Origin of the sequence: Pseudomonas extremorientalis (assembly GCF_024584605.1) — a bacterium.
GTDB lineage: Bacteria > Pseudomonadota > Gammaproteobacteria > Pseudomonadales > Pseudomonadaceae > Aquipseudomonas > Aquipseudomonas extremorientalis.
Genome location: NZ_CP089519.1, coordinates 3,377,871 through 3,400,499, shown reverse-complemented (window position 1 = coordinate 3,400,499; position 22,629 = coordinate 3,377,871). Strand labels below are relative to the sequence as shown.

Here is a 22,629-nt window from a genome sequence, read left to right as displayed (position 1 = left end):
GGACAGCGTGCTGAAGATTGGAATCCTGGGCGTCGGTGAGCTGACGGAAAAGGTGGTGATCGGCCTGCGGCGCAGCGAGTTTGGCGGGCGGGTGCTGCTGTCCCCGCGTAACCACCAACGTGCGCAGCAACTCGCTGAACAGTGGGACTGTGAGGTGATGGCTGACAATCAACAGGTTGTCGATGGGGCGGACTTGTTGGTCCTGGGCGTGCGCCCGGAGGTGGTCGATCAGCTTTCGAATGAAGTGCAGCTCAGACCTGAGCAAACGCTGGTGTCGCTGGTGGCGGGATTGAAGCTGACCGAGCTTCAACGCCGGTTCCCGCAAGCGCGTGTGGTGCGCGCCATGCTGTCCTATGCCGCGCAGATCAACCAGGCGACCGTGGTGGTCACGCCCGGTGGCGAACCCCATGCAACGCTGCTGGGCGCGCTCGGTTCATTGGTTGTATTGGACGAGGAAGAGGCGTTCGAACTGGCCACTGTCGCGGCCTGCATGAGCGGCTGGTTCTATTTCTTCCTGAGTGATCTTCAGCAGTGGTTTACCGACAAAGGCCTGTCCAAGGACCAGGCCGCCCAACTGGTGATGGGCAACCTGCAAGACTGTCTGGCCAGCGCCCGCCACCAGCCATCCGCGAGTCTGGCAGCATTGGGTAGCGCCATTGCCACACCGGGCACCTTTACGGCGGCCGGGTTGGAGGTGTTGAGAAACAATGGCGCGACGCAGGCATGGCGCGAGGCGGCTGACGAGGTGCTTGAGCGGCTGCATGAGCCTGCACGTTTATAGCCGGTGATGCTCCAGCAAAAAGTCCACAAACACGCGGATCCGCGCTGGCATGCTCGCACCGCCGACAAACACCACGTGGATCGGCTCCCGGTCGCCGGGGTTCCAGGATTCCAGCAGGGGCACCAGGTGACCGCGTTGCAGGTCTTGTGCAACCGTGAACTCGCCGATGCGTGCGATACCGGCGCCTAATCGCGCCAGTTGAGCGAGGGCTTCGCCACTGCTGCATTCGATATTGCCGTTTATCTTCAGGGAAAACTCCCTACCGTCACGGGCGAAGGGCCAGTCGGATTGGGCGCGGCGGAAGTTGAAGCGCAGGCAGTTGTGGCGCAGCAAGTCGTTGGGTTCCAGAGGCGTGCCGTGTTGCGCAAGGTACTCCGGCGACGCCACCAGGACCTGGCCGGTGTCGCCGATGCGCCGCGCGGTCAGCGGGCTGTCTGGCAGGTCGCCAAAGCGGATCGCGATGTCAGCCTGGCCGCCGAGGATGTCGACCACTTCGTCGCCTAAGGTCAGGTCCACCACAATGTTTGGGTAGCGCGCGCTGAACGCCGCCACCAACGGCACGATGGCCATGCGGCCGTGGCCCAGGGCCGCACTGACCCGCAGCCGGCCTTTGGGCGCGCCCTGGTCGGCGATGGCGTCTTCGACTTCCGCCATGTCGGCCAGGATGCGCCGGGCGCCGCGAAGGTACGCCTCGCCTTCGGCTGTGAAGGCGAGGGCGCGGGTCGTACGAATCAACAGACGGGTGCCCAGGCGTTGTTCTGTGCGTGCGATGACGCGGCTGACGGCCGAGGGCGTCAATCGTAATGCCCGCGCTGCTGCCGACAAGCTGCCTTCCTGCGCCACCATCGCGAATACCGCCATCTCACCCGATCTGCCGTTGAAATCCATTTTTGCCTCGCGCGCAAAGGTGATTGCCAATTAAACGGTCTAGTGCCGTCAAAGCGTTGATCGTAGCATTTGCGGCATAAATGAGGAGTCTTCCATGCGTATCAATCCACCCCTTGTAGCCCTTGCTGTCGGTGCCTTTGGCATTGGCGTCACTGAGTTCGCGCCCATGGGCATGTTGCCCACCATCGCCAATGACCTGGGCGTTTCGATTCCCACTGCGGGGCTGTTGGTCAGCGCCTACGCCCTGGGGGTATTGTTCGGTGCGCCACTGATGATCTTGACCACTGGCAAGATTCCCCGTCGTCACTTGCTGGTCGGGCTTATGGCCATTTTCACCCTGGGTAACGTGATGTCGGCGCTTGCAACCGGCTATTACGATCTGTTGATTGCCCGCGTCATCACTTCGCTCAACCACGGCGCGTTTTTTGGTGTCGGTTCCATCGTCGCGGCCAGTGTGGTCGCGCCGGACAAGCGCGCCGGAGCCGTCGCCGCGATGTTTATGGGCCTGACCCTGGCGACCATTGGTGGCGTGCCACTGGCGACCTGGTTGGGTGAACTGCTTGGCTGGCGTACGGCGTTCTGGGGCATTGGCGGACTGGGCCTGGTGACCATGGTCGCGCTGTGGTTCGCGCTGCCTGACCTGCCGCTGCCGAAAAGCGACGGTGTGCTGGCCGAAATCAAGGTGCTGGGGCGTGGTTCGGTACTGGCGGCTCTGGCCCTGACCGTGGTGGGTTCCGGTGCTATGTTCACCGTGTTTACCTACATCGCGCCGATCCTGAGCAACGAGACCCATGCGTCTACCCCCTTTATCACGGCCATGCTGGTGCTGTTCGGCGTCGGGTTGACCCTGGGCAATGTATGGGGTGGCAAGGCGGCAGATCGCTCGATCGACCGGACCCTGATCGTCTCGCTGAGCGCACTGATTCTGGTCCTGCTGGCCTTTGCATTCCTGATGCGTTGGCCGATACCGGCAGCGGTGAGCATCCTCATCTGGGGTATCGCCAGCTTCGCCGTTGTGCCGCCGTTGCAGATGCGTGTGATGGAAGCGGCCAAAGATGCGCCGAACCTGGCCTCGGCCGTGAACATCGGCGCCTTCAACTTCGGCAACGCGATTGGTGCAGCGGTGGGGGGAGCAGTGATCAACGCAGGGCTGGGCTACCCGGCGATTTCCCTGGCCGGCGCGGCGATGGCGGGCATGGGGTTGCTGATGGTCGTGACGTTCGCCTGGGGTTCTAGAGCGCGCATGGCTGCGGCGGTTTAGCAGATGCGCACCAAAGGGTTCACTGCGGCGCCTGCAGAAAACGCTGTTGATGGTCTGGATGCGGCAGCAGGCAGGTGTCGAACTGATCCTACCTGCGTCCAGTGGCGTTCATCCTCCTGCCGTTTACCGTGAAAGCAAAGGTGCGGTGCTTGTTTGCTCACCACCCACGTCGTGCAAGGACATCCGCGACGTCTCCGGCAACGCCAACCCACCGGCCAGTGCCAGCAACGCCACGGCAATCAGGTAAAACGCCGGTGACAGGTTGCTGCCCGTGGTGCTGATCAACCATGTCGCCACCAGCGGCGCGGTGCCGCCGAAGATCGTGTACGCCATGTTGTAGGTGATCGCCGAAGCGGTATAGCGCGTACGGGTCGGGAAGGTCTCCGAGAGCAAGGCCGCCGTGACCACGCCGCACAGCACCGCCCCAACCGCCAACAACATCACGCCGACAATCGACGCCGCAAACGAACCGGAGCTGGCCATCAGGAACGACGGATACACCACCACGATCAACAACACACAGGCAGTCATCACCGTGACGCGCCGCCCGACCCGGTCCGAATACAGCCCCGCCAGCGGGCAGATCGCCGCCGCGAAAATCAACGCGATCAGCGACACCAGTAACGCCATCGCCCGGTTCAGCCCGCCCGCTACTTGCAGGTACGTCGCGAAGTAGGTGGTGAACATATAAAACGACAACGCCGTCAGTGACACAAAAGCGCCCAGGCAGCAGATCGCCGCACCATGGTTGCGCAAGGTTTCCTTGAGCGGGGAGTGGGCGACGGCGTGCTCTTCCTTCACGGCCTGGAAGGCAGGCGTCTCGTCCAGCTTCCAGCGCAGGTAAAGGCCCACCAGGCCGAGTGGCGCGGCAATCAGGAACGGCAGGCGCCAGCCCCAACTGCCCATGGCTTCGGTGGACAATGACGCCTCAAGGGCATAGGCCACCACGGCGGCGGCGGCGAAAGCGGAAAACGTCGACACCGGCACGAAGCTGCCATACCAGGCGCGTTTGTCACTCGGCGCGTGCTCCATCAGATAAGCACAGGCACCGGCGTATTCACCGCCGGCGGAGAAGCCCTGGGCACAGCGGATCAGCGACAACAGAATCGGCGCCGTGACGCCGATGGCGGCGTAGGTGGGCAGCAGGCCGATCAACGTGGTGGCAGCGGCCATCAACAGGATGGTCATGGCCAGGGTGCGCTTGCGGCCGATGCGGTCGCCGAGCATGCCGAAAAAAATACCGCCCAAGGGCCGGAAGGCGAAGGCCACGGCAAACACGGCGAAGGTCTTGAGCAGCGCCGCGCTGGCGTCGCCGCTGGGGAAGAATTGCTGGGCGATGGTGGTGGCGAGGAAGCCATAGACGGCGAAGTCAAACCACTCGACGAAATTACCGATGCCGGCGGCGATGATGACCTTGCGCAGGGTTTGCGGGCTGACCTGTTCGGTGGAGGGGCTCGTCATGGGGGAAGGCCTCGGGATAGCTGGGGGGATGACCGATTATCGGTGCAGGTGCTTGGGCGGCGGGGGCCAAAAGAGTCGTCCGCGTAGTCAGTAGCGACTTGCCGGGAGCGGCAGACGCAGGAATCAGGCCAAGTGCGTCGCGCTCATCAGGCGCCGGGCCACCTTCGCCAGTGTGCTTACCCCTTCATCAATCTGCTCCACGGTGAGCCCGGCGTAGCCCATGACCAGGCCTGCCGGTCGGTCGCCCTGCGACGTGAACAACGGCGTCAGGGGATACACACCCACGCCGAGCTCAAGGGCAAGCGCCTGCAAGGCGGGCTCATCCCGCGAGCCAAGCGACGGCAGCAGCAATACCCCATGCAGCCCGGCGGCCATGCCCAGCAGTTTGCCAAGCCCCGCCAGGTGGCGGTCGACGGCATCCAGCAGCGCTTTACGGCGTCCTTCATTGTCACGGCGCAGGCGACGTACGTGGCGTTCATAGGCGCCGCTGGCGATCAACGAGGCGAGTACGTTCTGCTCCCAGCGTGCGGAGTGGCGGTCGGTCAGCCGCTTGGCTTCACGAAACACGCCCACCAGGTCACGGGGCAGTACCAGGTAACCCAGCCGCAATTGCGGCGAGAGTGCCTTGGAGAAGGTGCCGACGTAGATCACCCGCGCTTCGGTATCCATCGATTGCAGCGCGTCGATGGGGCGCTGGCCGTAGCGGAATTCGCCACCGTAATCGTCTTCGATGATCCAAGCGCGATGGCGGCTCGCCCAGTCCAGCAACTCGAGGCGCCGCGCGATGGGCAGTACCGCACCCATGGGGAACTGGTGCGACGGTGTCACGTAGGCCAGCCGTGCGCGAGGGTCGTCCGGTAAGCGTTGTGTCTGCAAGCCGCAGGCGTCGACCGGAATGGATAACGCGGTTGCGCCGGTGGCCTCGAAACAGTACCGGGCCATGCGGTAGCCCGGGTCCTCGAACACGAACGCATCGTCGGGGTTGAGCAGCACCCGAGCGCACAGATCGAGCCCCTGCTGGGAACCGTGCACCACCAGTATCTGCTCGGCATCGCAGCTCAAGCCTCGCGCGCGGCGCAGATAGCCTTGCAGTGCCTGGCGCAAGCGTTCTTCACCCTCGGGCTGGCCGTAAGGCCGACTGGGTTGACGCTTGACCAGTTCGGCGCGATAGGCGCGATGCCAGCCAAGTGCAGGGAAGTCCCGTGAAGCGACCGCACCATACTGAAAGTCGATACGCGCCGAGGGCGACGCCATGCTGTAGGGCGTAAGGCTGGCCACACGTTGTCCGTACAGCGACAGCAAGGGGGGACGGTGGTCGTCGGGCATCGGGCCTGTCGCCGGCCGCCCCCCGACTCTGGCGGCAACCCTGGCGGCCTTGCCCACGGCAGTCACCACAAACCCCTCGGCGGCCAGTTGTTCGTAGGCGGCGGTGACGGTGGTGCGTGACACCCCGAGTGTGTCTGCCATCGCACGGGTCGAGAGCAGCTTGGTGTCGGGCGCAAGCGTGCCGTCTTCAATCTGTGCACGCAACCTGGCGTAGATTCGGCGTTCAGCGCCGCGCGAAGGATTCGACAACTGGCCCATGGAAAAACCTCGAAACTGGTGCTTTTTGCGCTGCAGGTGATGGGCGAGATTATGGGTTCTCTTCCCGCCAAAATGAATGCTCGCCATGTACATTCCTGATCACTTTGCCGAACAACGCCTGGAACAACTGCACAGAATCATCCATGACAACCCACTGGGCATCGTGGTGATGCCGGGTGACAGCGGCATGGACGCCGATCACCTGCCGTTTGATTTTGACCCGCACGACGGCACCCACGGACGGCTCATGTCAGCCATCGTGCACTTGCGCGAGCGCGGTGAGACGGCACTTGCGCAGATCATGCTGGAAAACCTCGGCCCGTTGGATCCGGAGGCCGCGCCATGGAGCTTGAGCTGAGCCTCACCACGATCCTGGTCACGTTCGCCGGGGTGTTCTTGATCTGCTTCATGAAGGGCGCCTTCGGCGGCGGTTTTGCCATCGTCGGTATTCCGCTGCTGTCGCTGGTGATGGACCCGATCACCGCCGGCGGCCTGCTGGCGCCATTGTTCATTGCCATGGACCTGTTCGGCCTGCGCTACTGGAAACCGTCGACCTGGTCAAAGCCCGACCTCACTTTACTAGTACCTGGGTTGGTGGTCGGGATTGGCGTTGGCTATCTGCTTTTTCGCGTATTGGATCACCGTGCGATTGCCATCGTGATGGCGGTGGTCACGCTGGTGTTTGTCGGCCTGTGGTTCAGGGCCGGGGGAAATGTCAGTGTGAAGCCGCGTTCAGCACCGAAGGCCGTGGCCGCTGGGATCACCTCCGGAATCACCACCATGGTTGCGCATTCCGGTGGGCCGCCGTTGGCGATGTACCTGTTGCCGCTTGGCCTGAGCAAGCAGGTGTACGCCGGCACCACCAGCCTGTTTTTCACCGTGGGTAACCTGCTCAAGGCTATCCCTTGGCTGATCCTGGCCAGGCCGACCGGTGATGTGCAGGGCCTGGCGCTGATCTGCCTGCTCGCCGTGCCCAGTGGCGTGTGGCTGGGCTGGCGCCTGCATGCGCGGTTGGATCAGCGCCAGTTGTATCGCGCGTGCTATGGCTTGCTGATTATCACGGCGCTCAAGCTGTTATGGGACGGCATCAGCGGCTACCTGGCCTAGGGATGAAACCTTCTCCCCAACGCATCCAGGCGCACCGCGATCGGCGGCAACCGCTCGCTGCTGCGTGCCAGGGTTTCCACATCGTCCGCGGTGCTTTGTGCAATGCTCTGCACCGACTGCAGACGCCCGACAATCTCCAGGTTCGCCGTGGTCTGCTCGCGGGTTGTGGTCACGATACGGCCATTGAGGTCATCGATGTGGGCGATGTCGTCGCCCACTGCGCGCAGCATGTCAACGGCCACCTGGCTGTCCTCCACGCAGCGCTCTACGCCCTCGCGGCTATCATGCATGGCTTGCACCGCCTGCCGGCTGCCGTGTTGCAGGCCTTCGATGATGGTTTTGATTTCCTGGGTGGATACCGCCGTGCGTTGCGCCAGGTTGCGCACTTCGTCGGCAACCACGGCGAAACCACGGCCTTGCTCGCCGGCGCGGGCGGCTTCGATGGCGGCGTTGAGGGCCAGCAGGTTGGTCTGGTTGGCAATGCTGCTGATCACTTCAAGCACGGTGCCGATCTGTTCGGTTTGCAGGGCCAAGCCCTGCACCGTGTCGTGGGTGCCGCTGAGGCGGGTGGCCAGTTGGGTGATTTCCTGCTGGGCGCGGCCGACGCTTTCCTGGCCGCGCAGGATCTGTTGGCTGGCCTTGCCGGCATGATCCACCGCTTGCTCGACGTGCACGGCAATGTGGCCCATGGCGTCTTCCATGCGCTGCATCGAGCCGCTCATCTCGGTGATTTGCGCCAGTTGGTGCCGTGCGCCTTTTTCCAGGGTGCCGCTGGCGCTGGCCAGTTCCTGGCCGAGTTGGCCAAGGCCGTGGGAGTCACGGGCGACGCCGTCGATCAGGCCGGTCAACTGATGCAGAAAATGGTCGAAACGCTTGGCGAGGGAGACGTGGGTCTTGCCCTGGTCGCCTTGGGCGGTTTCAACGGTGAGCTGGGAAGTGACCGCCAGCATCTTCTCGAGCATTTCCTGGCTCTCGACCGCTTCGGCCTGGCTGTGCACGGCCAGGTAGAGCAGGGCGACGGTTTCCATCACCACGTAGAACGCATGCACGAACACCATGGTCCAGCCGCCGTGGTGTTCCATCACGAACACTGGAAAGCCTTGATGTTGCAGCGCATGGAAAACCACATGGTGCACGGCGATGGTGGCCGCCGCCACCAGGATCGGCAGCCAGTCACGGTAAAACGTCAGCACCGCGAGCAACGCGAAGATGCCGAAGTGCGCTTCGATCAAGCCCTGGGCCTGGTTGATATGCAATGCCGCCATGACCATCAAGCCCGCGCCGAGCGCACAGCGCATGACACGGGTACCACCGATGGCGCGGTAAAGCGCGGTCAGCACCACGCTGGTACTACCGCCGACTAACACGGCCTGCACCAGGGTGTCGTGCCAGAACGCCAGGCCCAGGGAAAACAGGAACATCAGCCAGACCAGCGCCAGCATGATGCGGTCGGCTTTACGGTAGTGCTCGGAAAAACGCGTGCGGGTGGGCATTCACACTTACTCCATGTGGTCTGGCCGGAACAAAGCGAAGGGCAGGGTGGAGCGAATCAGGTGTTTTTGATTGTTATTGGATTCAGTGATGCCAAACGTGTATCGGCATCGGTAGGCGGGACTTTAGGGGCGGCTACCCGGGCGGATAGCCGTGGTTCGGAGGGCGGTCAGAAGCTGTACTTGGCGGTCAGCATCATATTGCGTGGGTTACCGTAGGAGTCACCGCCATAGCTCACGGAGTTGGAGATGGACTGATAGTAACGGCGGTCGAAGATGTTGTTGGCGTTGAGCTGCAGGTCAAGGTGCTGGTTGACCTGGTAGCCGGCCATCAGGTCGGTGACGGCATAGGCGCCCTGCTGCAGGCGGTAGGTGCTGCCATCCGCGACTTTGAAGTCGTTGTACATGCGGCTCTGCCAGGAGACGTTGCCGCCCACGCGGAGTTTTTCCAACGGGCCCTGGAAGCGGTAGTTGGTGGTCAGCTTGAACAGGTGCTCCGGGGTGTCAGTGTCGAACTGCTTGTTGACCTTCTGCGGGTTGGCGGCGTCCTTGATGGTGTGCGTGCGCGCGTAGGTGTAGCCACCGCCGACCTGCCAGTTCTCGGTCAGGGCGCCTTGCAGTTCGAAGTCGATGCCCTGGCTGCGAATCTCGCCGGAGGCCACAGAGCAGGAGGCCTGCGGGCAGTTTGCGACTGTCACGCCGACGGCACGGTTTTCCTGGTCGACGCGGAACAGCGCCACGCTCGCGTTGAGCGCACCCCCCAGGTATTCACCCTTGATACCCACCTCGTAGTTCTTGCCGACGATGGGCTTGAGCGGGCTGCCGGAGGTGTCTTTTTCGCTCTGGGGCGTGAAGATGTCGCTGTAGCTGACATACACCGAGTGGTGGTCGTCCAGGTCGTAGATCAGGCCGGCGTAGCGGGTGAGGTTGCGGGTGACCTTGTAGTCGCCGGTGTTGCTGCCATGGGCGTCGTAGTCGTACCAGTCCAGGCGCCCGCCGAGGATCAGCTTCAACGGGTCGGCCAGGTTCAGGCGGGTAGTGACGTAGACACCATCCTGGGTGGTCACGTCACGGTCATTGGTGGTATGGACGAAGTCAGGTTTGCCCGCTGTGAGCGGCCAGTTGGTGTTGTAGGGGCTGTAGTTGTGGGTGGTCATGTCGTAGATGCGCCGGCTGGCGCCTACCACCAGTTCATGGGTACGCCCGAACGCCTGGAAGGGGCCGCTGGCGAAGACGTCGGCACCTGCCTGGTTTTCATCGTAGGCCGCCTGGTAGACCGTGCGCGCCAGTGTGTTGGCGACCCAGCGCGACTGGTAGGAACCGGAGAACAACGCGTTCTGTTCGGCATAGTTGGCGTTGACTTGCAGTTTCCAGTCGTTGGCCAGTTGCTGGCGCAGTTCGGCGAATACGGTGTTGATCTCCTGGTCCTTGTTTTCCCAGTCGGTGCCGGGGTTGTAGGAGCGCGGCAGGTTAAGGTGATGGCCATCCAGGCCGACCATCGACGAGCCCCAGAAGTAATTGGTCTTGTCCTTCTGGTTGGAGAAACCCAGGGTCAGGGTGGTGTCTTCGCTCAGGTCGGCTTCGGTGACGGCGTAGAACAGGCCGTGATACTCCTCGGCGTTGTCGATGAAGCTGTTGGCATCGCGGTACGAGGTAACCACGCGACCGCGCCAGGTGCCGCTGTCGTTGAGCGGGCTGGAGGCGTCGAGTTCGCCGCGATAGTCGTCCCAACTGCCAGCGGCGCCGGTCAGCGTGACTTTCTGCTCGTCCAGTGGGCGCTTGCGGACCAGGTTGATGGCGGCGGAAGGGTTGCCCGCGCCGGTGACCAGGCCCGTGGCGCCGCGCACGATTTCGACGCGATCGAACATCGCCAGGTTCGGTTGTGCGCCGACAGTGACGCCGTTGTAGCCGCTAGGGATGCCGTCATACATCAGGTTGTCGATATCGAAGCCGCGTGACGTGTAGGACTGCCGGCCAGGGCCACTGGAAAAATTCAGGAACAAACCCGGGGTGGCCTTGACCACATCGTTGATGCTGGTCATCGCCTGGTCATCCATCCGCTGGCGGGTAATGACGGTGACGGCCTGTGGGGTTTCGCGCATGGTCAACGGCAGCTTGGTTGCCGTTTTCATCGCGCCAGTGGTGTAGGACTGGGTGCCTTCAGTGGTTTCGCCCAGTTGCTCTTCGCCGGAGATTTGCGTGGCGCCCAACTCAAGGGTGGCGGCCGGTGCCTGGGTATCGGCGGCAAAGACCGCGGAAGAACTGGCCAGACAGACCGCCAATGCCATCAGGCTGGGTGAAAAAACGTTACCGGCGTGTTGTTGCACAGACATGGAACTGACTCTCCCCGAACGCCGTCCCTGGCGAATAATAAATCTGTTGATAATTATTCGCATTAGTCTGGCAGATTGTTCTTGCAGGAAAAAGCCTTCAGGGAGAATTAGTTAACGAATTTTTCACATCGCAGTGGCGGCGATTTGCCACATCGCCCCCCTGAAATGCGCCGGTTATTCGCGCTGTGGAATCGCCACCCGACTCGTCGCCTTGACCTCCCTCAGCGCCAGGCTCGATTGAATCGACGCAATCCCTAACTGGCGCCGCAACACGCTCTCGACGAACTCGCTGTAGCTGTCCAGATCTTCGGCCAGCACCTGCAACAGGTAATCGGCATCCCCGGTGATCTTGTGGCACGACAACACCTGCGGCAGTTCCTTCACCACGGCCTCGAAAGCGTCGGGCGCATGGTCGGTATGGATCGCAAAACGCACATGCACGAACGCCAGGATGTCCAGCCCGAGCATCTTGCGGTCGAGGTTGGCCTGGTAGTCCTTGATCACGCCTTCTTCTTCCAGGCGCTTGCGTCGGCGCCAGCAGGGCGTGAGGCTCAGGGACAGGCGCTCACTCAACTGCGCGTTGGAAATACTGGCGTCTTGCTGCAACAGGGCGAGGATGGCGAGATCGGTGTCGTCAAGAACGACCTGTTTGGTTTTATTTTTCATAATCATGCGCCGCTAAGGTAAATATTCCCGATAAACCTAACAGTGCCGTAAGTAAAAGCAAAGAAAGCCCACTGCCGCCAGAACAAAATAGACCCTGTCTTTTATTGGCGGATGCCCTCACATGTTGACTGTTTTCAGCGAAGCCCACCGTTTGCACCATGGCACCGAACTCAAGGACGGCGTGCTCAAGCCCTCGTTCGAACAACCCAGCCGCGCCGACACCGTGCGTGACCGGGTCCGTCAGGTTGGCCTGGGCGATATCATCACGCCGCGCCGTTTTGACCGGGCCTGCTACGTCGCCGCCCACAGCGAACGCTACGTGGCGTTCCTCGAAACCGCCTGGGCCGAATGGACCGCCATCGGCCGCAGCCATGACGCCTTGCCCCTGGTGTGGCCGGTACGCGACCTGGCCAACCAGCAGGTGCCGGCGTTCATCGACGGCAAGCTCGGTTTTTACGCGATGGACGCCGGTTCGCCGATTACCCGCACCACCTGGCAGGCGGTGAAGACCAGCGCCGACATCGCACTGACCGGCCTGGCGTTGCTCGACGAAGGCCATCGCAGCGCCTTTGCCCTGTGCCGCCCACCGGGCCATCACGCAGCCCGTGAATACATGGGTGGTTACTGTTACCTCAACAACGCCGCGATTGCCGCGCAGCACGCCATCACCCAGGGCGCCCGGCGCGTGGCGGTGCTGGATGTGGATTTCCACCATGGCAATGGCACCCAGAATATTTTCTACGACCGCCCGGACGTGATGTTCATCTCCCTGCATGGCGACCCGGCGGTGTCCTACCCGTACTTTTCCGGTGCCGGCAGCGAGCGCGGCGTCGGCGCTGGTGAGGGCTTCAACCTGAACTACCCATTGCCGAAAAACACCACCTGGACCCATTACCGCACCGCCCTGATCGACGCCTGCCAGCAACTGCGCCGCTTCGCCCCTGAAGTGTTGGTGATTTCCCTGGGTGTCGACACCTTCAAGGACGACCCTATCAGCCACTTCCTGCTCGACAGCGAAGACTTCCTCCGCATGGGGGAGATTATCGCCAGCGTCGGCGTGCCCACGCTGTTCGTGATGGAAGGCGGCTACATGGTCGATGAGATCGGCATCAATGCGGTCAACGTGCTGCACGGTTTCGAACACCACAGCCAATAACAACGACCCCTCGACTTTTCTTCTGCCAAAACTCAAAAACATAACAAGAGGTTTTGTGATGAAAACAACCACGCCCGGGCTGTGTGAACAGCCTGCGTTGCAACGCACCCTGAGCAACCGCCATATCCAGTTGATGGCCATGGGCGGCGCAATCGGCACCGGCCTGTTCATGGGCTCCGGCAAGATCATCGCGCTGTCCGGCACCTCGATCATCCTGATCTACATGATCATCGGGCTGTTCGTGTACTTCGTGATGCGTGCCATGGGCGAGCTGCTGCTGTCCAACCTCAACTTCAAGAGTTTCGCCGACTTTGCCGGTGCTTACCTGGGGCCGCGCGCGGCGTTCTTTCTCGGGTGGTCGTACTGGTTGAGCTGGAGCGTGGCGGTGGTGGGGGACGCCGTTGTGGTCGGCGGTTTCTTCCAGTACTGGTTCCCCGATGTACCGGCCTGGATGCCGGCGGTGAGCATGTTGCTGACCCTGTTCGCAGTGAATGTGCTGACGGTCAGGCTGTTCGGCGAAGTGGAGTTCTGGTTCGCGATCATCAAGATCGTCGCCGTGGTGACCTTGATCGGGGTGAGTGGAGTGCTGATCGCCAGTTCGTTCGTCTCGCCCACCGGTGTCACCGCTTCGTTGAGCCACCTGCTGGATAAACAGGCGGCATTTCCCAATGGCCTGTTCGGCTTTTTTGCTGGCTTCCAGATGGCGATCTTTTCCTTTGCCGGCACCGAGTTGATCGGCACGGCCGCCGCCGAAACCCGTGCGCCGGAAAAGACCTTGCCCAAGGCAATCAACTCGATCCCGCTGCGCATCATCCTGTTCTACGTGCTGGCCCTGGCGTGCATCATTGCGGTGACCTCCTGGCAGCAGGTGTCGCCGAGCAAGAGCCCGTTTGTCGAGTTGTTCCTCGTCGCAGGGTTTCCCGCCGCAGCGGGCATCGTGAACTTTGTGGTGCTGACCTCGGCAGCGTCGTCGGCCAACAGCGGGGTGTTTTCCGCCAGCCGCATGTTGTTCGGCCTGGCCGACCTGGGTGATGCGCCGGATATCTTCCGGCGCTTGTCCAACAGCAGCGTGCCGTTTATCAGCCTGGCGTTTACCAGTTTGCTGATGTTGCTGGGGCTGGTGTTGCTGTTTGTGGTGCCGGAGGTGATGACCGCCTTCACCATCGTGTCGACGGTGTCGGCGATCCTGGTGATTTTTACCTGGTCGACCATCCTCGCGTCCTACCTCGCCTACCGCAAAAAACGCCCGGACCTGCACGCCCAATCCACCTACAAGATGCCAGGCGGCGTGCCGATGGCCTGGTTTGCCCTGGCGTTTCTCGCGTTTGTACTGGGCCTGCTGGCGTTGCGGCCGGATACGCGCCTCGCGCTGTGCGTGATGCCGGCCTGGTTCATCTGGCTGGGAATCGCCTATCAGTTTTCGCGTTTTCAGGGTCTGCGCTTTCAAGGTCGTTGAAAAACCGGCCATATCTGGCTGATACCCTCCCATTTGTGGTGAGCGGGCTTGCCCCGCGTTGGGTTGCGAAGCGACCCTGGAAGGAGGCATGCGGTGAATCAGGCACTCTTCGGCCGCTGGTGTTGGGGCTGCTCCGCAGCCCAGCGCGGGGCAAGCCCGCTCGCCACAGGGTACTTATCGCCAGACCTTTAACGGGCTGGCTTTCAGGGTGCCAGCCTGGTGAAGACGTAATCGCGGTCTTTCACCAACGCCTGGTGGCAGGCAAAACACGTCTGGTGCTGCGCTTCATCGGCGGGTTTGCCATTGATGAAGCGTCCAAACCCCCAGCCACCGGTGGAAGCGTATTTTTTCGAGTCCTTGACCATGAACTGCACCGTGGTCGCCGCGCCAGGGATGGACGCGGTCTTGAAGTCCGGTGACGGCTCGTGTTTCCACGCCAACTTGGCCAGGACGGTGCCATCCGGGAAAGGCAACTTGCCCTCCCGGTAAGCCTTGAGCGCAGCGCTGTTGCCCAGCACCACGCGCAGTTCGTTCAACGGGTCGGCTTCCTGGGCCGGCGCCACCAGTTCCCATTGGCGGTAGCCGTCGGGGATGGTCACGCCGTAGATCGGCGAGGCTGCGCTGTCGGCGAAGGCGCCGGTCGAACTCGCGAGGGCCAATGCGGCCATGCACAGGCGCTTCATCACAGGTGATCCGCATCGATGACCGCCTTGGCAAATGCCTCGGGCGCTTCCTGCGGCAGGTTGTGGCCAATGCCACCCTTGATCAGGCGGAACTCGTACTTGCCGGTAAAGCGCTTGGCGTAGTCCTCGGGCTGCGGGTGCGGGGCGCCGTTGGCGTCGCCTTCGAGGGTGATGGTCGGCACGCCAATGGACGGCGCCTGGGCGAGTTTCTGCTCCAGCGGGTCGTACTTCGTCTCGCCTTGGACCAGGCCCAGGCGCCAGCGGTAGTTGAAGAGGGTGATTGCCACGTGATCCGGGTTTTCCAGGCCTTTGGCGCTGCGGTCGAATGTGGCGTCATCGAATTTCCACTGCGGCGACGCCAATTGCCAGATCAGCCTGGCGAAGTCGTGGGTGTTTTTCTGGTAGCCGGCGGCGCCGCGCTCGGTGGCGAAGTAGAACTGGTACCACCATTGCAACTCGGCTTTGGGGGGCAGTGGGTTCTTGCCGGCGGCCTGGTTGCCGATCAGGTAACCGCTGACCGACACCAGCGCCTTGACCCGCTCCGGCCACAATGCCGAGACGATGTCAGCCGAGCGCGCGCCCCAGTCGTAGCCGCCGAGTACCGCTTGCTTGATCTTCAGGGCGTCCATGAAGTCGATCACATCACTGGCCAGCGCCGCCGGTTGGCCGTTGCGCAGGGTGTCATTCGAGAGGAAACGTGTGTCGCCATAACCCCGTGCGTAAGGGATCAACACGCGATAGCCCTTGGCCGCCAGTAACGGCGCGACCTGGGCGTAGCTGTCAATGTCGTAGGGCCAGCCATGTAGCAGGATCACCGCCGGGCCGGTGGCGGGGCCGACTTCGGCGTAGGCCACATCGAGCAGGCCGGCCTTGACGTGCTTGAGGGCACCGAAGGCGGTTTGCGCACTGGCGACAACCTGGGTCGGTGCCTCGGGCATTTCGGCGTGGGCCATGCCCAGGATGCCGAATTGCGCCAGGGCAATGGCCAGGAAAAGTGGTGTGGAGCGGCGGTTCAACTGAGCGTGCATGGCGAGCCTCCTGCGGCTGGATGTGTGCCGGTGCTCAGTTGAACGCCCGGCTGTATCTGGCCTGTTTCAGGAAACCCGCCGAGTTAAAGGCTGTGTATCGCAGCGGGCTGCGTACACACTGCGATACAAACCTAGAACGCCACCCGGACACCCACAGTGCCTTCGCGGCCGTTGTAAGTGTTGCTGTCCAGATTGCGGTTGTAGCCGACTTCGCCGTACAGGCTCACATCGGGCGCAACCTGCACAGTGGCGCCCAGGCTGACTTCCAGGGTGGTGGATTTCTGTTCGGTATCGATCCGGGTGGTGCGGTTGTAAATCACACTGTTGTCCCCGGCGCTGGCATGCCAGACGTTCGCGCGCGCATAGGGCTGCCACGGCATGCCACGGACGTTGTAATCACCGCGTAGCCTTACACCCAGGCGGGAGGTGACGCTGGTATCGGCGTCGTACTTGACGTCGGAAATGCCGTCGTTCTGGCTATCGAGCTTTGTCTTGCCGACGATCAATTGAGCCTGCGGCTCCACCGTCCAGTCCTGGGTGACCTGAACTGGCCAGCCGACTTCAGCGGACGCAGTGATGTTATGCCCACGGGTTTTCATCTTCACGCCACGGTCGGATTCGTTGTTGCCATTGAAACGGCTACCCGTCAGTACCAGGTCCAGATACGCCTGATTGGCACCGATCAGCGTCCAATACACTCCCAGGCTGTCAGCGCGCAAGGTGGTCTTGCCGGCGTCCAGATCTTGCCAGCCACCGTTGAAGCCCTTGACGCTGCCTTTGAGCGTACTGTGGCTCACAAACAGCCCCACGCGATGGGTACGCCCGCTGTCGTCGGTAGCGGTGTAGGCATCGCTGCCTGCCTGGAAGCCCTTGACCGTGCTGTCCAGCGTCGGGCTCACCGTGCCAGCAAACCCTTGACGGCTGCTGCTGCCGTAGACTCGGCCCCAGCCGGCCAAGCCGTTGCCGCTCTGTTGTTGGCTTTGGTCCCCCATGCGTTCGTGATAGGTCCCCAGCATGGCGCGCACGATCTGGTCGGCGGCCGGAAACAGTGCGGCGTAGATCGGCACTTCCTTGCGGTAGATAGGTTCTGGCTCGGTCCCTGGGTTAGGGGGTAAGGGACGCTCGCCCGGGCTCGGTAAAGGTACGATGATCTCAGGGCCTGGTGGCTGCACCGGGACAGTGGAGCGCAGGTAATAATTCTCTGCCGTGCCTGCGGTTACACCGCCCTTGAACAGGCGGTAGTCGAACGCACCCGCGGAGACCGGGGCGGCGAGGGTGATGGCGTTGGCACTGCCGGAGGCACCATTAAGGGCCTGCACCACCTGGATACCATCCTGCAGCGTCGCCGCGCCCGCTCCCCCCAGGTTGGTCACGCTGATCGCTGTGCTACCCCCAATGACACCTTGGTCAATCACCAGCCTGTCGCTGGGCGAACCGTCGCCCCCCAGAACACTTTGCAGTGCAAGGCGCCCGCCATTGCCGGTGTAATTGCCCTTGAGGGTCAGTGTATCGTTGGGGCTGGAACTGCCCGTGGTCATGTCGATCAGGCCGCTGTTGCTGACGCTCACCAATTGGCCGGCGGTAAAGGCTTCGATGACCCCGGTACCGACCAGCAATGTACTCGTGCCATCCAGCCCCAGCGTGCCGGTACCGGAGCCGCTGTCACCCAGCTTGAGCGTCGTACCGCTCAGCGTCAGTTCGGAACCGTTGTCCAGCTGGATGGTTTCCCAGTTGGGCAGCAGGCCTGGGTCCCCGGCCTTGGTGTTGTCCAGGGTAAGTTTGTCGTTGTCCAGGCCGCCGTCCACCAGTTGCGCTGCCGCCAATTGAGCGCTTGTCAGATTCTGCAGCAGTGCCGTGTCATCCCCCGCACCCATCAGCACAAACGAATGCAGGTTGCCGCCGGTCCAGATGAAGTCGTCATTGCCGAAACTGAGGAGGATCTGCCCGTTCACCTCACCGCCCGAGACGGTCACGTGGTCGTCACCGCCGCTGACACTGATGTTGCCGCCCACAAATGCGGTGCCCGAGATCAGGATGGTGTCGTTGCCTAAGCCGGTGACCAGGTTGCCGATGATGCGGCCACCCGACATATCAAAGATGTTGTTGTCGAGTTTCATGTCGACGCGGCCGATGGTGCCGCCGGTCATTTTGGCATCGTCGCCGTCTTCGAAGGCGCCTGTGATGGTGCCACCGCTCATTCTGAAGGTATCCCGACCGTCGCCTTGAGCCACGGACGCTACAGTGCCGCCGCTCTGGGCATAGCTGTCGATACCGGCCCCCTGGCTGATAGCGCCGACCTGACCGCCGCTGATCTCCACCTTATCTACCCCCCCGCCAAACGTTACATTGCCGTTCACCTGACCCGTTCCGGAAACATTGAGCGTGTTGTTGCCCCCAGTGTCGGTAAAGCCTGGTGCTGAGTCGCTGTCGCAGGTGGAGATGTCATCGCCGGCCGTATTGTTGATCGTGCAGGCCCCATAAGAGGCCAGCGGCCATACCGCTATGACAATCGGGTACAACCAGGAGAGTGTCCGTACGCGCATGATCGCTCCTCGCTCGAGGTGATGGTTGCCCGTGCCTGCAAAGGCAAGTGTGGGCCAGACCATGACAACGTGATGCGCGATACGGAGCAGGGACAGCGGGTTACCCGTTCTGAAAACACCGGCCAATGCAAAGGGTTGGCATGGCTTTCTCGACTGCACCTGACGTGGTGCAGCGCTTTTTCCACCCTAGCCACCCATTCGCCAGGCCGCCACTGTCAGAATTAACAGGTATGAACGAGTTGGGTGTCAGGACAGCACGATTTCATAAGGCTCACGCATTCGTTCCAGCAGCACCTGGGCCAGTATGGGCGGCAAGCCGATTTGCGGGTCACCGGCCAACTGGCTGGCATAGGCATGGGCGGCGTGGAGTTTGCGCGCCACGGTCCAGGTGTCCAGGCGTACTTTGCGCGCGCGTTGCCAGGGGATGAGCGCGCCTTCGCGAGCAGGCCAGTGCCAGGCCCAGATCGGCAGTTCGTGCAACTGCGCGCCCACCAGGCTGCACGCCTTGGCACTGGCACGACCGACCGCGTCATGGTCATCATTGCCGTCGTTGCGCCAGGTGCTGAACACCACGTCGCCGGGCTGCAGGTAACGCGCAATGAATTGGCTCAGTTGCGGCTCGCGAGCGGCGAGGGCGTTGTCGCAGAAACCACCGCGAATCCACTTCAGGCTGTGCAGCGGCATGCCCAGGCGGCGCAGGGCTTCAGCGCTTTCCTGGGGGCGGACCACGCTCAAGCGGCTCGCCGGCCACACGTTGGACCCAGGATGGCTGGCGCTGCCGTCGGTGATGGAGATCAGTTGCAGCCGGTGTTCCAGCGTGCTGAGCAATTGCAGCAAGCCGCCGCAGGCCAGCACTTCATCGCCGGGATGAGGCGCGATGATCACCACGCGTGCGCCAGGCGGCACTAATGAGGAGGGCGTAACGGGGGGGATCAGCGCCAGTTGCGGGGCGCTGTTCCAGACTTGCGCGGGGCCGCGGCGGCCGTCGCTTAAGGAAGCAAGCTTCATGGGGTGTCACATCCTTGTCGGTTGATGCGGGGTCGTGCCCCGTTGACGGGACGACTCTCTTGTTTCCACCACAGGCTCCGCCGCAGTGGCTGCATGGCATCCCAACCCTGGAATGCCAGCAAGGCGTTCTCAGCATAGACAAGGATTGCTCGGTTTCACATTCGGTAACGGCGTTTTTTCAAGTGGCGTGCATCAGGCTCTTCAAGTAATCACCGAATCCCCCTTGTGCACGGGCGTCCAGGCGCGCACTGGTAATCACCTGCGGGCCGTGGCTCCAGGCGATGGAGGCGCCGCATAGTTCCAGGTTGCGCACCAATTGCACATCCTCATGGCACGCCAACGGCTCGAAACCACCGGCGCGCACGTACGCACCGGCGCTCACCCCCAGGTTGGCCCCGTGTATATGCCGATGACCGTCGCGCGCCTCGTAGCCCTGGTGGTAGCGAATCTGCGCGACGGGGTCGAAACCCTCGCTCCACGCATCGACCGTGACGGTGCCGCACACCGCGTCCACCTCCAGCGCCAATTGGGCCACCAACCAGTCGGGGGCTACCCGGCTGTCGGCATCGGTGCAGGAGATCCAGCGTGCGCCCTGATTGAGCAAATGCCGCGCACCCACGCCACGCACATGCCCCACGTTGCGCGCCTGGGCTTCCAGGCACTGCACCGGGTAGGCCTGGGCAATGGCGGCACTGGCATCGCTGCAGCTGTCGAGCACCACCAGGATAGTCACGGTTTCGCCGAGCAAGCCAGGATGGCGGGCGGCGACCAACGCGGCTTCCAGGCAGTCGCCGAGCAACGCCTCTTCGTTATGCACCGGGATCAGAATGCCGATCATCGCAGGCCCTCAAGGGTGGCGACCGAGGTGCCGTCGCGGCTCCAGAGGTCGAGCAGGAAATCAGGTTCGTGGTGGCTGGCGACGCGAGGCATGTCCAGGCGTTCCTGGAGCAGGGCGTGTACCTGCTCCGCGGTTTGCGGGCAACCGTCGATAGGCGCGCGCCAGTGACAGGCCAGCAGTTGGCCGTCGGCGGTCAGCGCGGTGCGGACGCGATCGATCAGTTGGCGCAGGTCATCGGCGTCGAGGTAGTAGCACCACTCGCTCAATACGATCAGCTCGAACTGGCCCGCCGGCCACTGTTCGGGCAAGCGGCACTGCTGCACCTGGGCCTGGGGGAACCCCAGCAAGCGAGTGCGCGCCAGGGCCACGGCGGCCGCGGCGGTGTCGCAGCACAGCAGGCGATCACATCGCGGTGCCAGTTCGAAACTCAGCTCACCATTGGCGCAGCCGGGTTCGAACACCGAGGCGTAGCGTGGCCGCGTGAGTATCGCCAGGGTCAGCGCACGTTTGCGCCGCTCATACCAGCGTTGGCGAAAGGCCCAGGGATCATCGCTGTCGGCGAACAGTTGGTCGAAGTAAGGCGTGGCCACACTCATACAAATACCACTTCAAAGGGTTGCAGCAGACGCTCCACCACATAGGGCGCCAGCACCGGCGCGAGGCCGATCTGCGGGTCGCCTTCCAGTTGGCTGGCGAAGGCGTGGATGGCATGCCGTTTGCGGGCAACGGCTTCACAGGTCAGCGGAATCTTGCGTGCACGGTGCCAGGGCACCCCGCTGTCTTCGGGCGTTGCCCAGTGCCAGGTCCACACCGGCAGCTCATACAGGGTAGCGCCGACCGCCGTGCAGGCCTGGGCGCTTGCACGCCCAACGGCCTCATGGTCGCAATGGCCGTCTTCGCGCCAGGTGGTAAACACTACGTCGGTAGGTTTGAGGTAGCGCTGGATAAACCCTACAAGTTCCTGTTCCCGCGCCGCCACCTGGCTGTCGGTAAAACCGGCGCGCAGCCATTTCAGGCTGTGCAGCGGCAACCCCAAGCGGTGCAGGGCCTGTGCCGATTCCTGCGGGCGCACTACGCTCAGACGTTCCACCGGCCAACGCTGTGAACCGGGGTGGCTGGCGCTGCCATCAGTGACTGAGATCAGCTGGATCGGCCGACCCAGTGCCGCCAGGCCCTGCATCAGGCCGCCGCAGCCGAGGACTTCATCATCCGGATGTGGTGCGATGATCACCGCACGGTGGCCGGCGGGCACCAACTGCTCGACGCTGATCGACGGTAAATCGGCCATTTTAGGCGAGGCCTGCCAGTGATGCAGCGGCGTGCCCTGGCCAACGATTGGATTGGGTCTCATAACTGCCACCTCCCTGTGGGTTCACCGGCCACCAGCTCTCCGAGCCCGGCCAAGTCGCGTTCAGCATGACTCTGGCGTACATACACCGGCAGGTCTGCCATCAACTGGGCAAAGTGCGGGTCCTTGCAGTAAGGACCGGCGCCGACGGCGCGCCCGACATGGCGTATGACCTGTTCAACCGTGTCTTCGATACAGGCCCGCGTCTGCTGGGCCAATTGCCGGGCGTCAGCCTTGGGCTCAAGGTCGATCTGTGCCGCGCTGGCACGCAGCACACAGGCGGCGCTGTTCAGTGCGCTGTCGACGGCGCCTAGATGAGCCATGGCGTGGGGTTCCGGGCGTTTACTGCACTGCGCGCGCAAGACCTCAGCCAGGCGTTGCGCGGCGCCGTACCAGCAGGCGGCGATACCGATACCGCCTTGCCAGAAGCCTGGGCGGGCGAGGTAATCCCCCGGTCCGCCCACCGCCAATCCCCAGGCCCCGTCGAACACGACTTCCACACTGCCGGTGGCCGCCATACCCACCGCGTTCCACCCCTCATCCGTGACCACAATGCCGGGTTGATCCATGTGCACGGCCACCAACTGCTGGCGATCGTCTTCGTCCCAGGCGGTCAACAACCCATGGCTCACCACCGCCGCGCCGGAGCACCAGGCCTTGCGGCCTTGCACCCGCAGGCGATGGCCCTCCTGGCGCACGCGCACCATCGCCGTTGGCGGCTCGGCGGCCCACATGCCCCACGTGCTGCCCAGGGGCGGCAGTGGGGAGTTGAGCTCGGCAATGATTGCCAGGGCATCGGTGTGGCCTTCGAACAGCTTGCACAGGCGCAGGTCATGACCCGCCACCTGCGCCAGGCGACTGAATCGCGCCAGGGTCTGACCGCCGCCGGGCAACGGCAGTTGGTCCAGGCCTTCTTCCTGAAGGGCCTTCAGGGCGTCGCCCAGGGCTTGCGTGTCCGCATAGCCCTGGAAGCCTTGAAGGAATCCATGCAGAGCCAT

The 22,629-nt window shown here is 62.9% G+C and carries 20 protein-coding genes; 6 read left to right on the top strand and 14 right to left on the bottom strand.

The annotated features are described in order from the left end of the window. Positions 1-7: 7 nt before the first annotated feature. Complete coding sequence (locus LUU92_RS15065) at positions 8-781, top strand: NAD(P)-binding domain-containing protein (RefSeq protein ID WP_257102202.1); 774 nt, start codon at positions 8-10, stop codon at positions 779-781. On the opposite strand, the gene LUU92_RS15060 is transcribed toward LUU92_RS15065, so the two are convergent. After that, on the bottom strand, positions 776-1,669 hold the full coding sequence (locus LUU92_RS15060) for a LysR family transcriptional regulator (RefSeq protein WP_257102201.1): 894 nt from the start codon (positions 1,667-1,669) through the stop codon (positions 776-778). The two genes, LUU92_RS15065 and LUU92_RS15060, sit on opposite strands and share 6 nt — an antisense overlap. A gap of 94 nt (positions 1,670-1,763) precedes the next feature. On the opposite strand from LUU92_RS15060, the gene LUU92_RS15055 reads away from it, so the two are divergent. Beyond that, positions 1,764-2,930, top strand: coding sequence for an MFS transporter (locus tag LUU92_RS15055; protein WP_102593287.1), 1,167 nt, complete (start codon positions 1,764-1,766; stop codon positions 2,928-2,930). A gap of 123 nt (positions 2,931-3,053) precedes the next feature. On the opposite strand, the gene LUU92_RS15050 is transcribed toward LUU92_RS15055, so the two are convergent. Together LUU92_RS15050 and pdxR are read right to left on the bottom strand one after the other, a co-directional pair. Beyond that, complete coding sequence (locus LUU92_RS15050) at positions 3,054-4,391, bottom strand: MFS transporter (RefSeq protein WP_257102200.1); 1,338 nt, start codon at positions 4,389-4,391, stop codon at positions 3,054-3,056. Between the two features lie 123 nt (positions 4,392-4,514). Then, on the bottom strand, positions 4,515-5,975 hold the full coding sequence (pdxR, locus tag LUU92_RS15045) for a MocR-like pyridoxine biosynthesis transcription factor PdxR (protein WP_257102199.1): 1,461 nt from the start codon (positions 5,973-5,975) through the stop codon (positions 4,515-4,517). A gap of 85 nt (positions 5,976-6,060) precedes the next feature. Between pdxR and LUU92_RS15040 the strand changes: the two genes are divergently transcribed. Beyond that, positions 6,061-6,333, top strand: coding sequence for an FMN-binding negative transcriptional regulator (locus LUU92_RS15040; protein WP_257102198.1), 273 nt, complete (start codon positions 6,061-6,063; stop codon positions 6,331-6,333). Beyond that, entirely contained in the window at positions 6,318-7,082 is a 765-nt protein-coding gene (locus tag LUU92_RS15035; protein ID WP_257102197.1) for a sulfite exporter TauE/SafE family protein, read from the top strand. The genes LUU92_RS15040 and LUU92_RS15035 overlap by 16 nt, the downstream gene beginning before the upstream one ends. Here LUU92_RS15035 and LUU92_RS29355 read toward each other — a convergent pair. From LUU92_RS29355 to LUU92_RS15020, 3 genes are all read right to left on the bottom strand, one after another. Continuing rightward, positions 7,079-7,771 (bottom strand): methyl-accepting chemotaxis protein, encoded by a 693-nt coding sequence (locus LUU92_RS29355; protein ID WP_223204536.1) that lies wholly within the window; start codon positions 7,769-7,771, stop codon positions 7,079-7,081. The genes LUU92_RS15035 and LUU92_RS29355 overlap by 4 nt on opposite strands. A 971-nt stretch (positions 7,772-8,742) precedes the next feature. Then, the gene (locus LUU92_RS15025) at positions 8,743-10,905 is read right to left on the bottom strand and encodes a TonB-dependent siderophore receptor (protein WP_257102196.1); all 2,163 of its coding nucleotides are present in this window, start codon (positions 10,903-10,905) and stop codon (positions 8,743-8,745) included. Between the two features lie 174 nt (positions 10,906-11,079). After that, positions 11,080-11,571 (bottom strand): Lrp/AsnC family transcriptional regulator, encoded by a 492-nt coding sequence (locus tag LUU92_RS15020; RefSeq protein WP_058426187.1) that lies wholly within the window; start codon positions 11,569-11,571, stop codon positions 11,080-11,082. Positions 11,572-11,692: 121 nt separating this feature from the next. Here LUU92_RS15020 and LUU92_RS15015 point away from each other — a divergent pair, with 121 nt between their 5' ends. Together LUU92_RS15015 and LUU92_RS15010 are read left to right on the top strand one after the other, a co-directional pair. After that, positions 11,693-12,727: a histone deacetylase family protein gene (locus LUU92_RS15015; protein ID WP_071488153.1), complete on the top strand. Its 1,035-nt coding sequence runs from the start codon at positions 11,693-11,695 to the stop codon at positions 12,725-12,727. Positions 12,728-12,785: 58 nt separating this feature from the next. Next, a complete protein-coding gene (locus LUU92_RS15010; RefSeq protein WP_222539634.1) occupies positions 12,786-14,183 on the top strand; it encodes an amino acid permease in 1,398 nt (465 codons plus the stop codon). A 203-nt stretch (positions 14,184-14,386) separates the two neighbouring features. On the opposite strand, the gene LUU92_RS15005 is transcribed toward LUU92_RS15010, so the two are convergent. From LUU92_RS15005 to LUU92_RS14970, 8 genes are all read right to left on the bottom strand, one after another. Beyond that, positions 14,387-14,866: a cytochrome P460 family protein gene (locus tag LUU92_RS15005; RefSeq protein ID WP_071488155.1), complete on the bottom strand. Its 480-nt coding sequence runs from the start codon at positions 14,864-14,866 to the stop codon at positions 14,387-14,389. Then, complete coding sequence (locus tag LUU92_RS15000) at positions 14,866-15,894, bottom strand: alpha/beta fold hydrolase (RefSeq protein ID WP_222539636.1); 1,029 nt, start codon at positions 15,892-15,894, stop codon at positions 14,866-14,868. Before LUU92_RS15000 ends, LUU92_RS15005 begins: the two co-directional genes overlap by 1 nt. A 131-nt stretch (positions 15,895-16,025) precedes the next feature. Beyond that, the gene (locus LUU92_RS14995) at positions 16,026-18,437 is read right to left on the bottom strand and encodes an autotransporter family protein (protein WP_257102195.1); all 2,412 of its coding nucleotides are present in this window, start codon (positions 18,435-18,437) and stop codon (positions 16,026-16,028) included. A 246-nt stretch (positions 18,438-18,683) separates the two neighbouring features. Next, positions 18,684-19,445: a PIG-L deacetylase family protein gene (locus tag LUU92_RS14990; protein ID WP_257102194.1), complete on the bottom strand. Its 762-nt coding sequence runs from the start codon at positions 19,443-19,445 to the stop codon at positions 18,684-18,686. Between the two features lie 178 nt (positions 19,446-19,623). Further along, on the bottom strand, positions 19,624-20,283 hold the full coding sequence (locus LUU92_RS14985; protein ID WP_071488159.1) for a glycosyltransferase family 2 protein: 660 nt from the start codon (positions 20,281-20,283) through the stop codon (positions 19,624-19,626). Further along, entirely contained in the window at positions 20,280-20,879 is a 600-nt protein-coding gene (locus tag LUU92_RS14980; RefSeq protein WP_071488160.1) for an SAM-dependent methyltransferase, read from the bottom strand. Before LUU92_RS14980 ends, LUU92_RS14985 begins: the two co-directional genes overlap by 4 nt. Further along, positions 20,876-21,634 carry a PIG-L deacetylase family protein gene (locus LUU92_RS14975; RefSeq protein ID WP_071488161.1) on the bottom strand — a complete coding sequence of 253 codons (759 nt, stop codon included), beginning with the start codon at positions 21,632-21,634 and terminating at the stop codon, positions 20,876-20,878. The genes LUU92_RS14980 and LUU92_RS14975 overlap by 4 nt, the downstream gene beginning before the upstream one ends. After that, positions 21,631-22,629 (bottom strand): acyl-CoA dehydrogenase family protein, encoded by a 999-nt coding sequence (locus LUU92_RS14970; RefSeq protein WP_257102193.1) that lies wholly within the window; start codon positions 22,627-22,629, stop codon positions 21,631-21,633. The genes LUU92_RS14975 and LUU92_RS14970 overlap by 4 nt, the downstream gene beginning before the upstream one ends.

Coding starts and splice junctions, on each gene's coding strand:
- LUU92_RS15060 (WP_257102201.1), bottom strand. CDS start 1,669: ATGGATTTCAACGGCAGATCGGGTGAGATGGCGGTATTCGCGATGGTG.
- LUU92_RS15055 (WP_102593287.1), top strand. CDS start 1,764: ATGCGTATCAATCCACCCCTTGTAGCCCTTGCTGTCGGTGCCTTTGGC.
- LUU92_RS15050 (WP_257102200.1), bottom strand. CDS start 4,391: ATGACGAGCCCCTCCACCGAACAGGTCAGCCCGCAAACCCTGCGCAAG.
- pdxR (WP_257102199.1), bottom strand. CDS start 5,975: ATGGGCCAGTTGTCGAATCCTTCGCGCGGCGCTGAACGCCGAATCTAC.
- LUU92_RS15040 (WP_257102198.1), top strand. CDS start 6,061: ATGTACATTCCTGATCACTTTGCCGAACAACGCCTGGAACAACTGCAC.
- LUU92_RS15035 (WP_257102197.1), top strand. CDS start 6,318: ATGGAGCTTGAGCTGAGCCTCACCACGATCCTGGTCACGTTCGCCGGG.
- LUU92_RS29355 (WP_223204536.1), bottom strand. CDS start 7,771: ATGGGCCACATTGCCGTGCACGTCGAGCAAGCGGTGGATCATGCCGGC.
- LUU92_RS15025 (WP_257102196.1), bottom strand. CDS start 10,905: ATGTCTGTGCAACAACACGCCGGTAACGTTTTTTCACCCAGCCTGATG.
- LUU92_RS15020 (WP_058426187.1), bottom strand. CDS start 11,571: ATGAAAAATAAAACCAAACAGGTCGTTCTTGACGACACCGATCTCGCC.
- LUU92_RS15015 (WP_071488153.1), top strand. CDS start 11,693: ATGTTGACTGTTTTCAGCGAAGCCCACCGTTTGCACCATGGCACCGAA.
- LUU92_RS15010 (WP_222539634.1), top strand. CDS start 12,786: ATGAAAACAACCACGCCCGGGCTGTGTGAACAGCCTGCGTTGCAACGC.
- LUU92_RS15005 (WP_071488155.1), bottom strand. CDS start 14,866: ATGAAGCGCCTGTGCATGGCCGCATTGGCCCTCGCGAGTTCGACCGGC.
- LUU92_RS15000 (WP_222539636.1), bottom strand. CDS start 15,894: ATGCACGCTCAGTTGAACCGCCGCTCCACACCACTTTTCCTGGCCATT.
- LUU92_RS14995 (WP_257102195.1), bottom strand. CDS start 18,437: ATGCGCGTACGGACACTCTCCTGGTTGTACCCGATTGTCATAGCGGTA.
- LUU92_RS14990 (WP_257102194.1), bottom strand. CDS start 19,445: ATGAAGCTTGCTTCCTTAAGCGACGGCCGCCGCGGCCCCGCGCAAGTC.
- LUU92_RS14985 (WP_071488159.1), bottom strand. CDS start 20,283: ATGATCGGCATTCTGATCCCGGTGCATAACGAAGAGGCGTTGCTCGGC.
- LUU92_RS14980 (WP_071488160.1), bottom strand. CDS start 20,879: ATGAGTGTGGCCACGCCTTACTTCGACCAACTGTTCGCCGACAGCGAT.
- LUU92_RS14975 (WP_071488161.1), bottom strand. CDS start 21,634: ATGAGACCCAATCCAATCGTTGGCCAGGGCACGCCGCTGCATCACTGG.
- LUU92_RS14970 (WP_257102193.1), bottom strand. CDS start 22,629: ATGGCTCTGCATGGATTCCTTCAAGGCTTCCAGGGCTATGCGGACACG.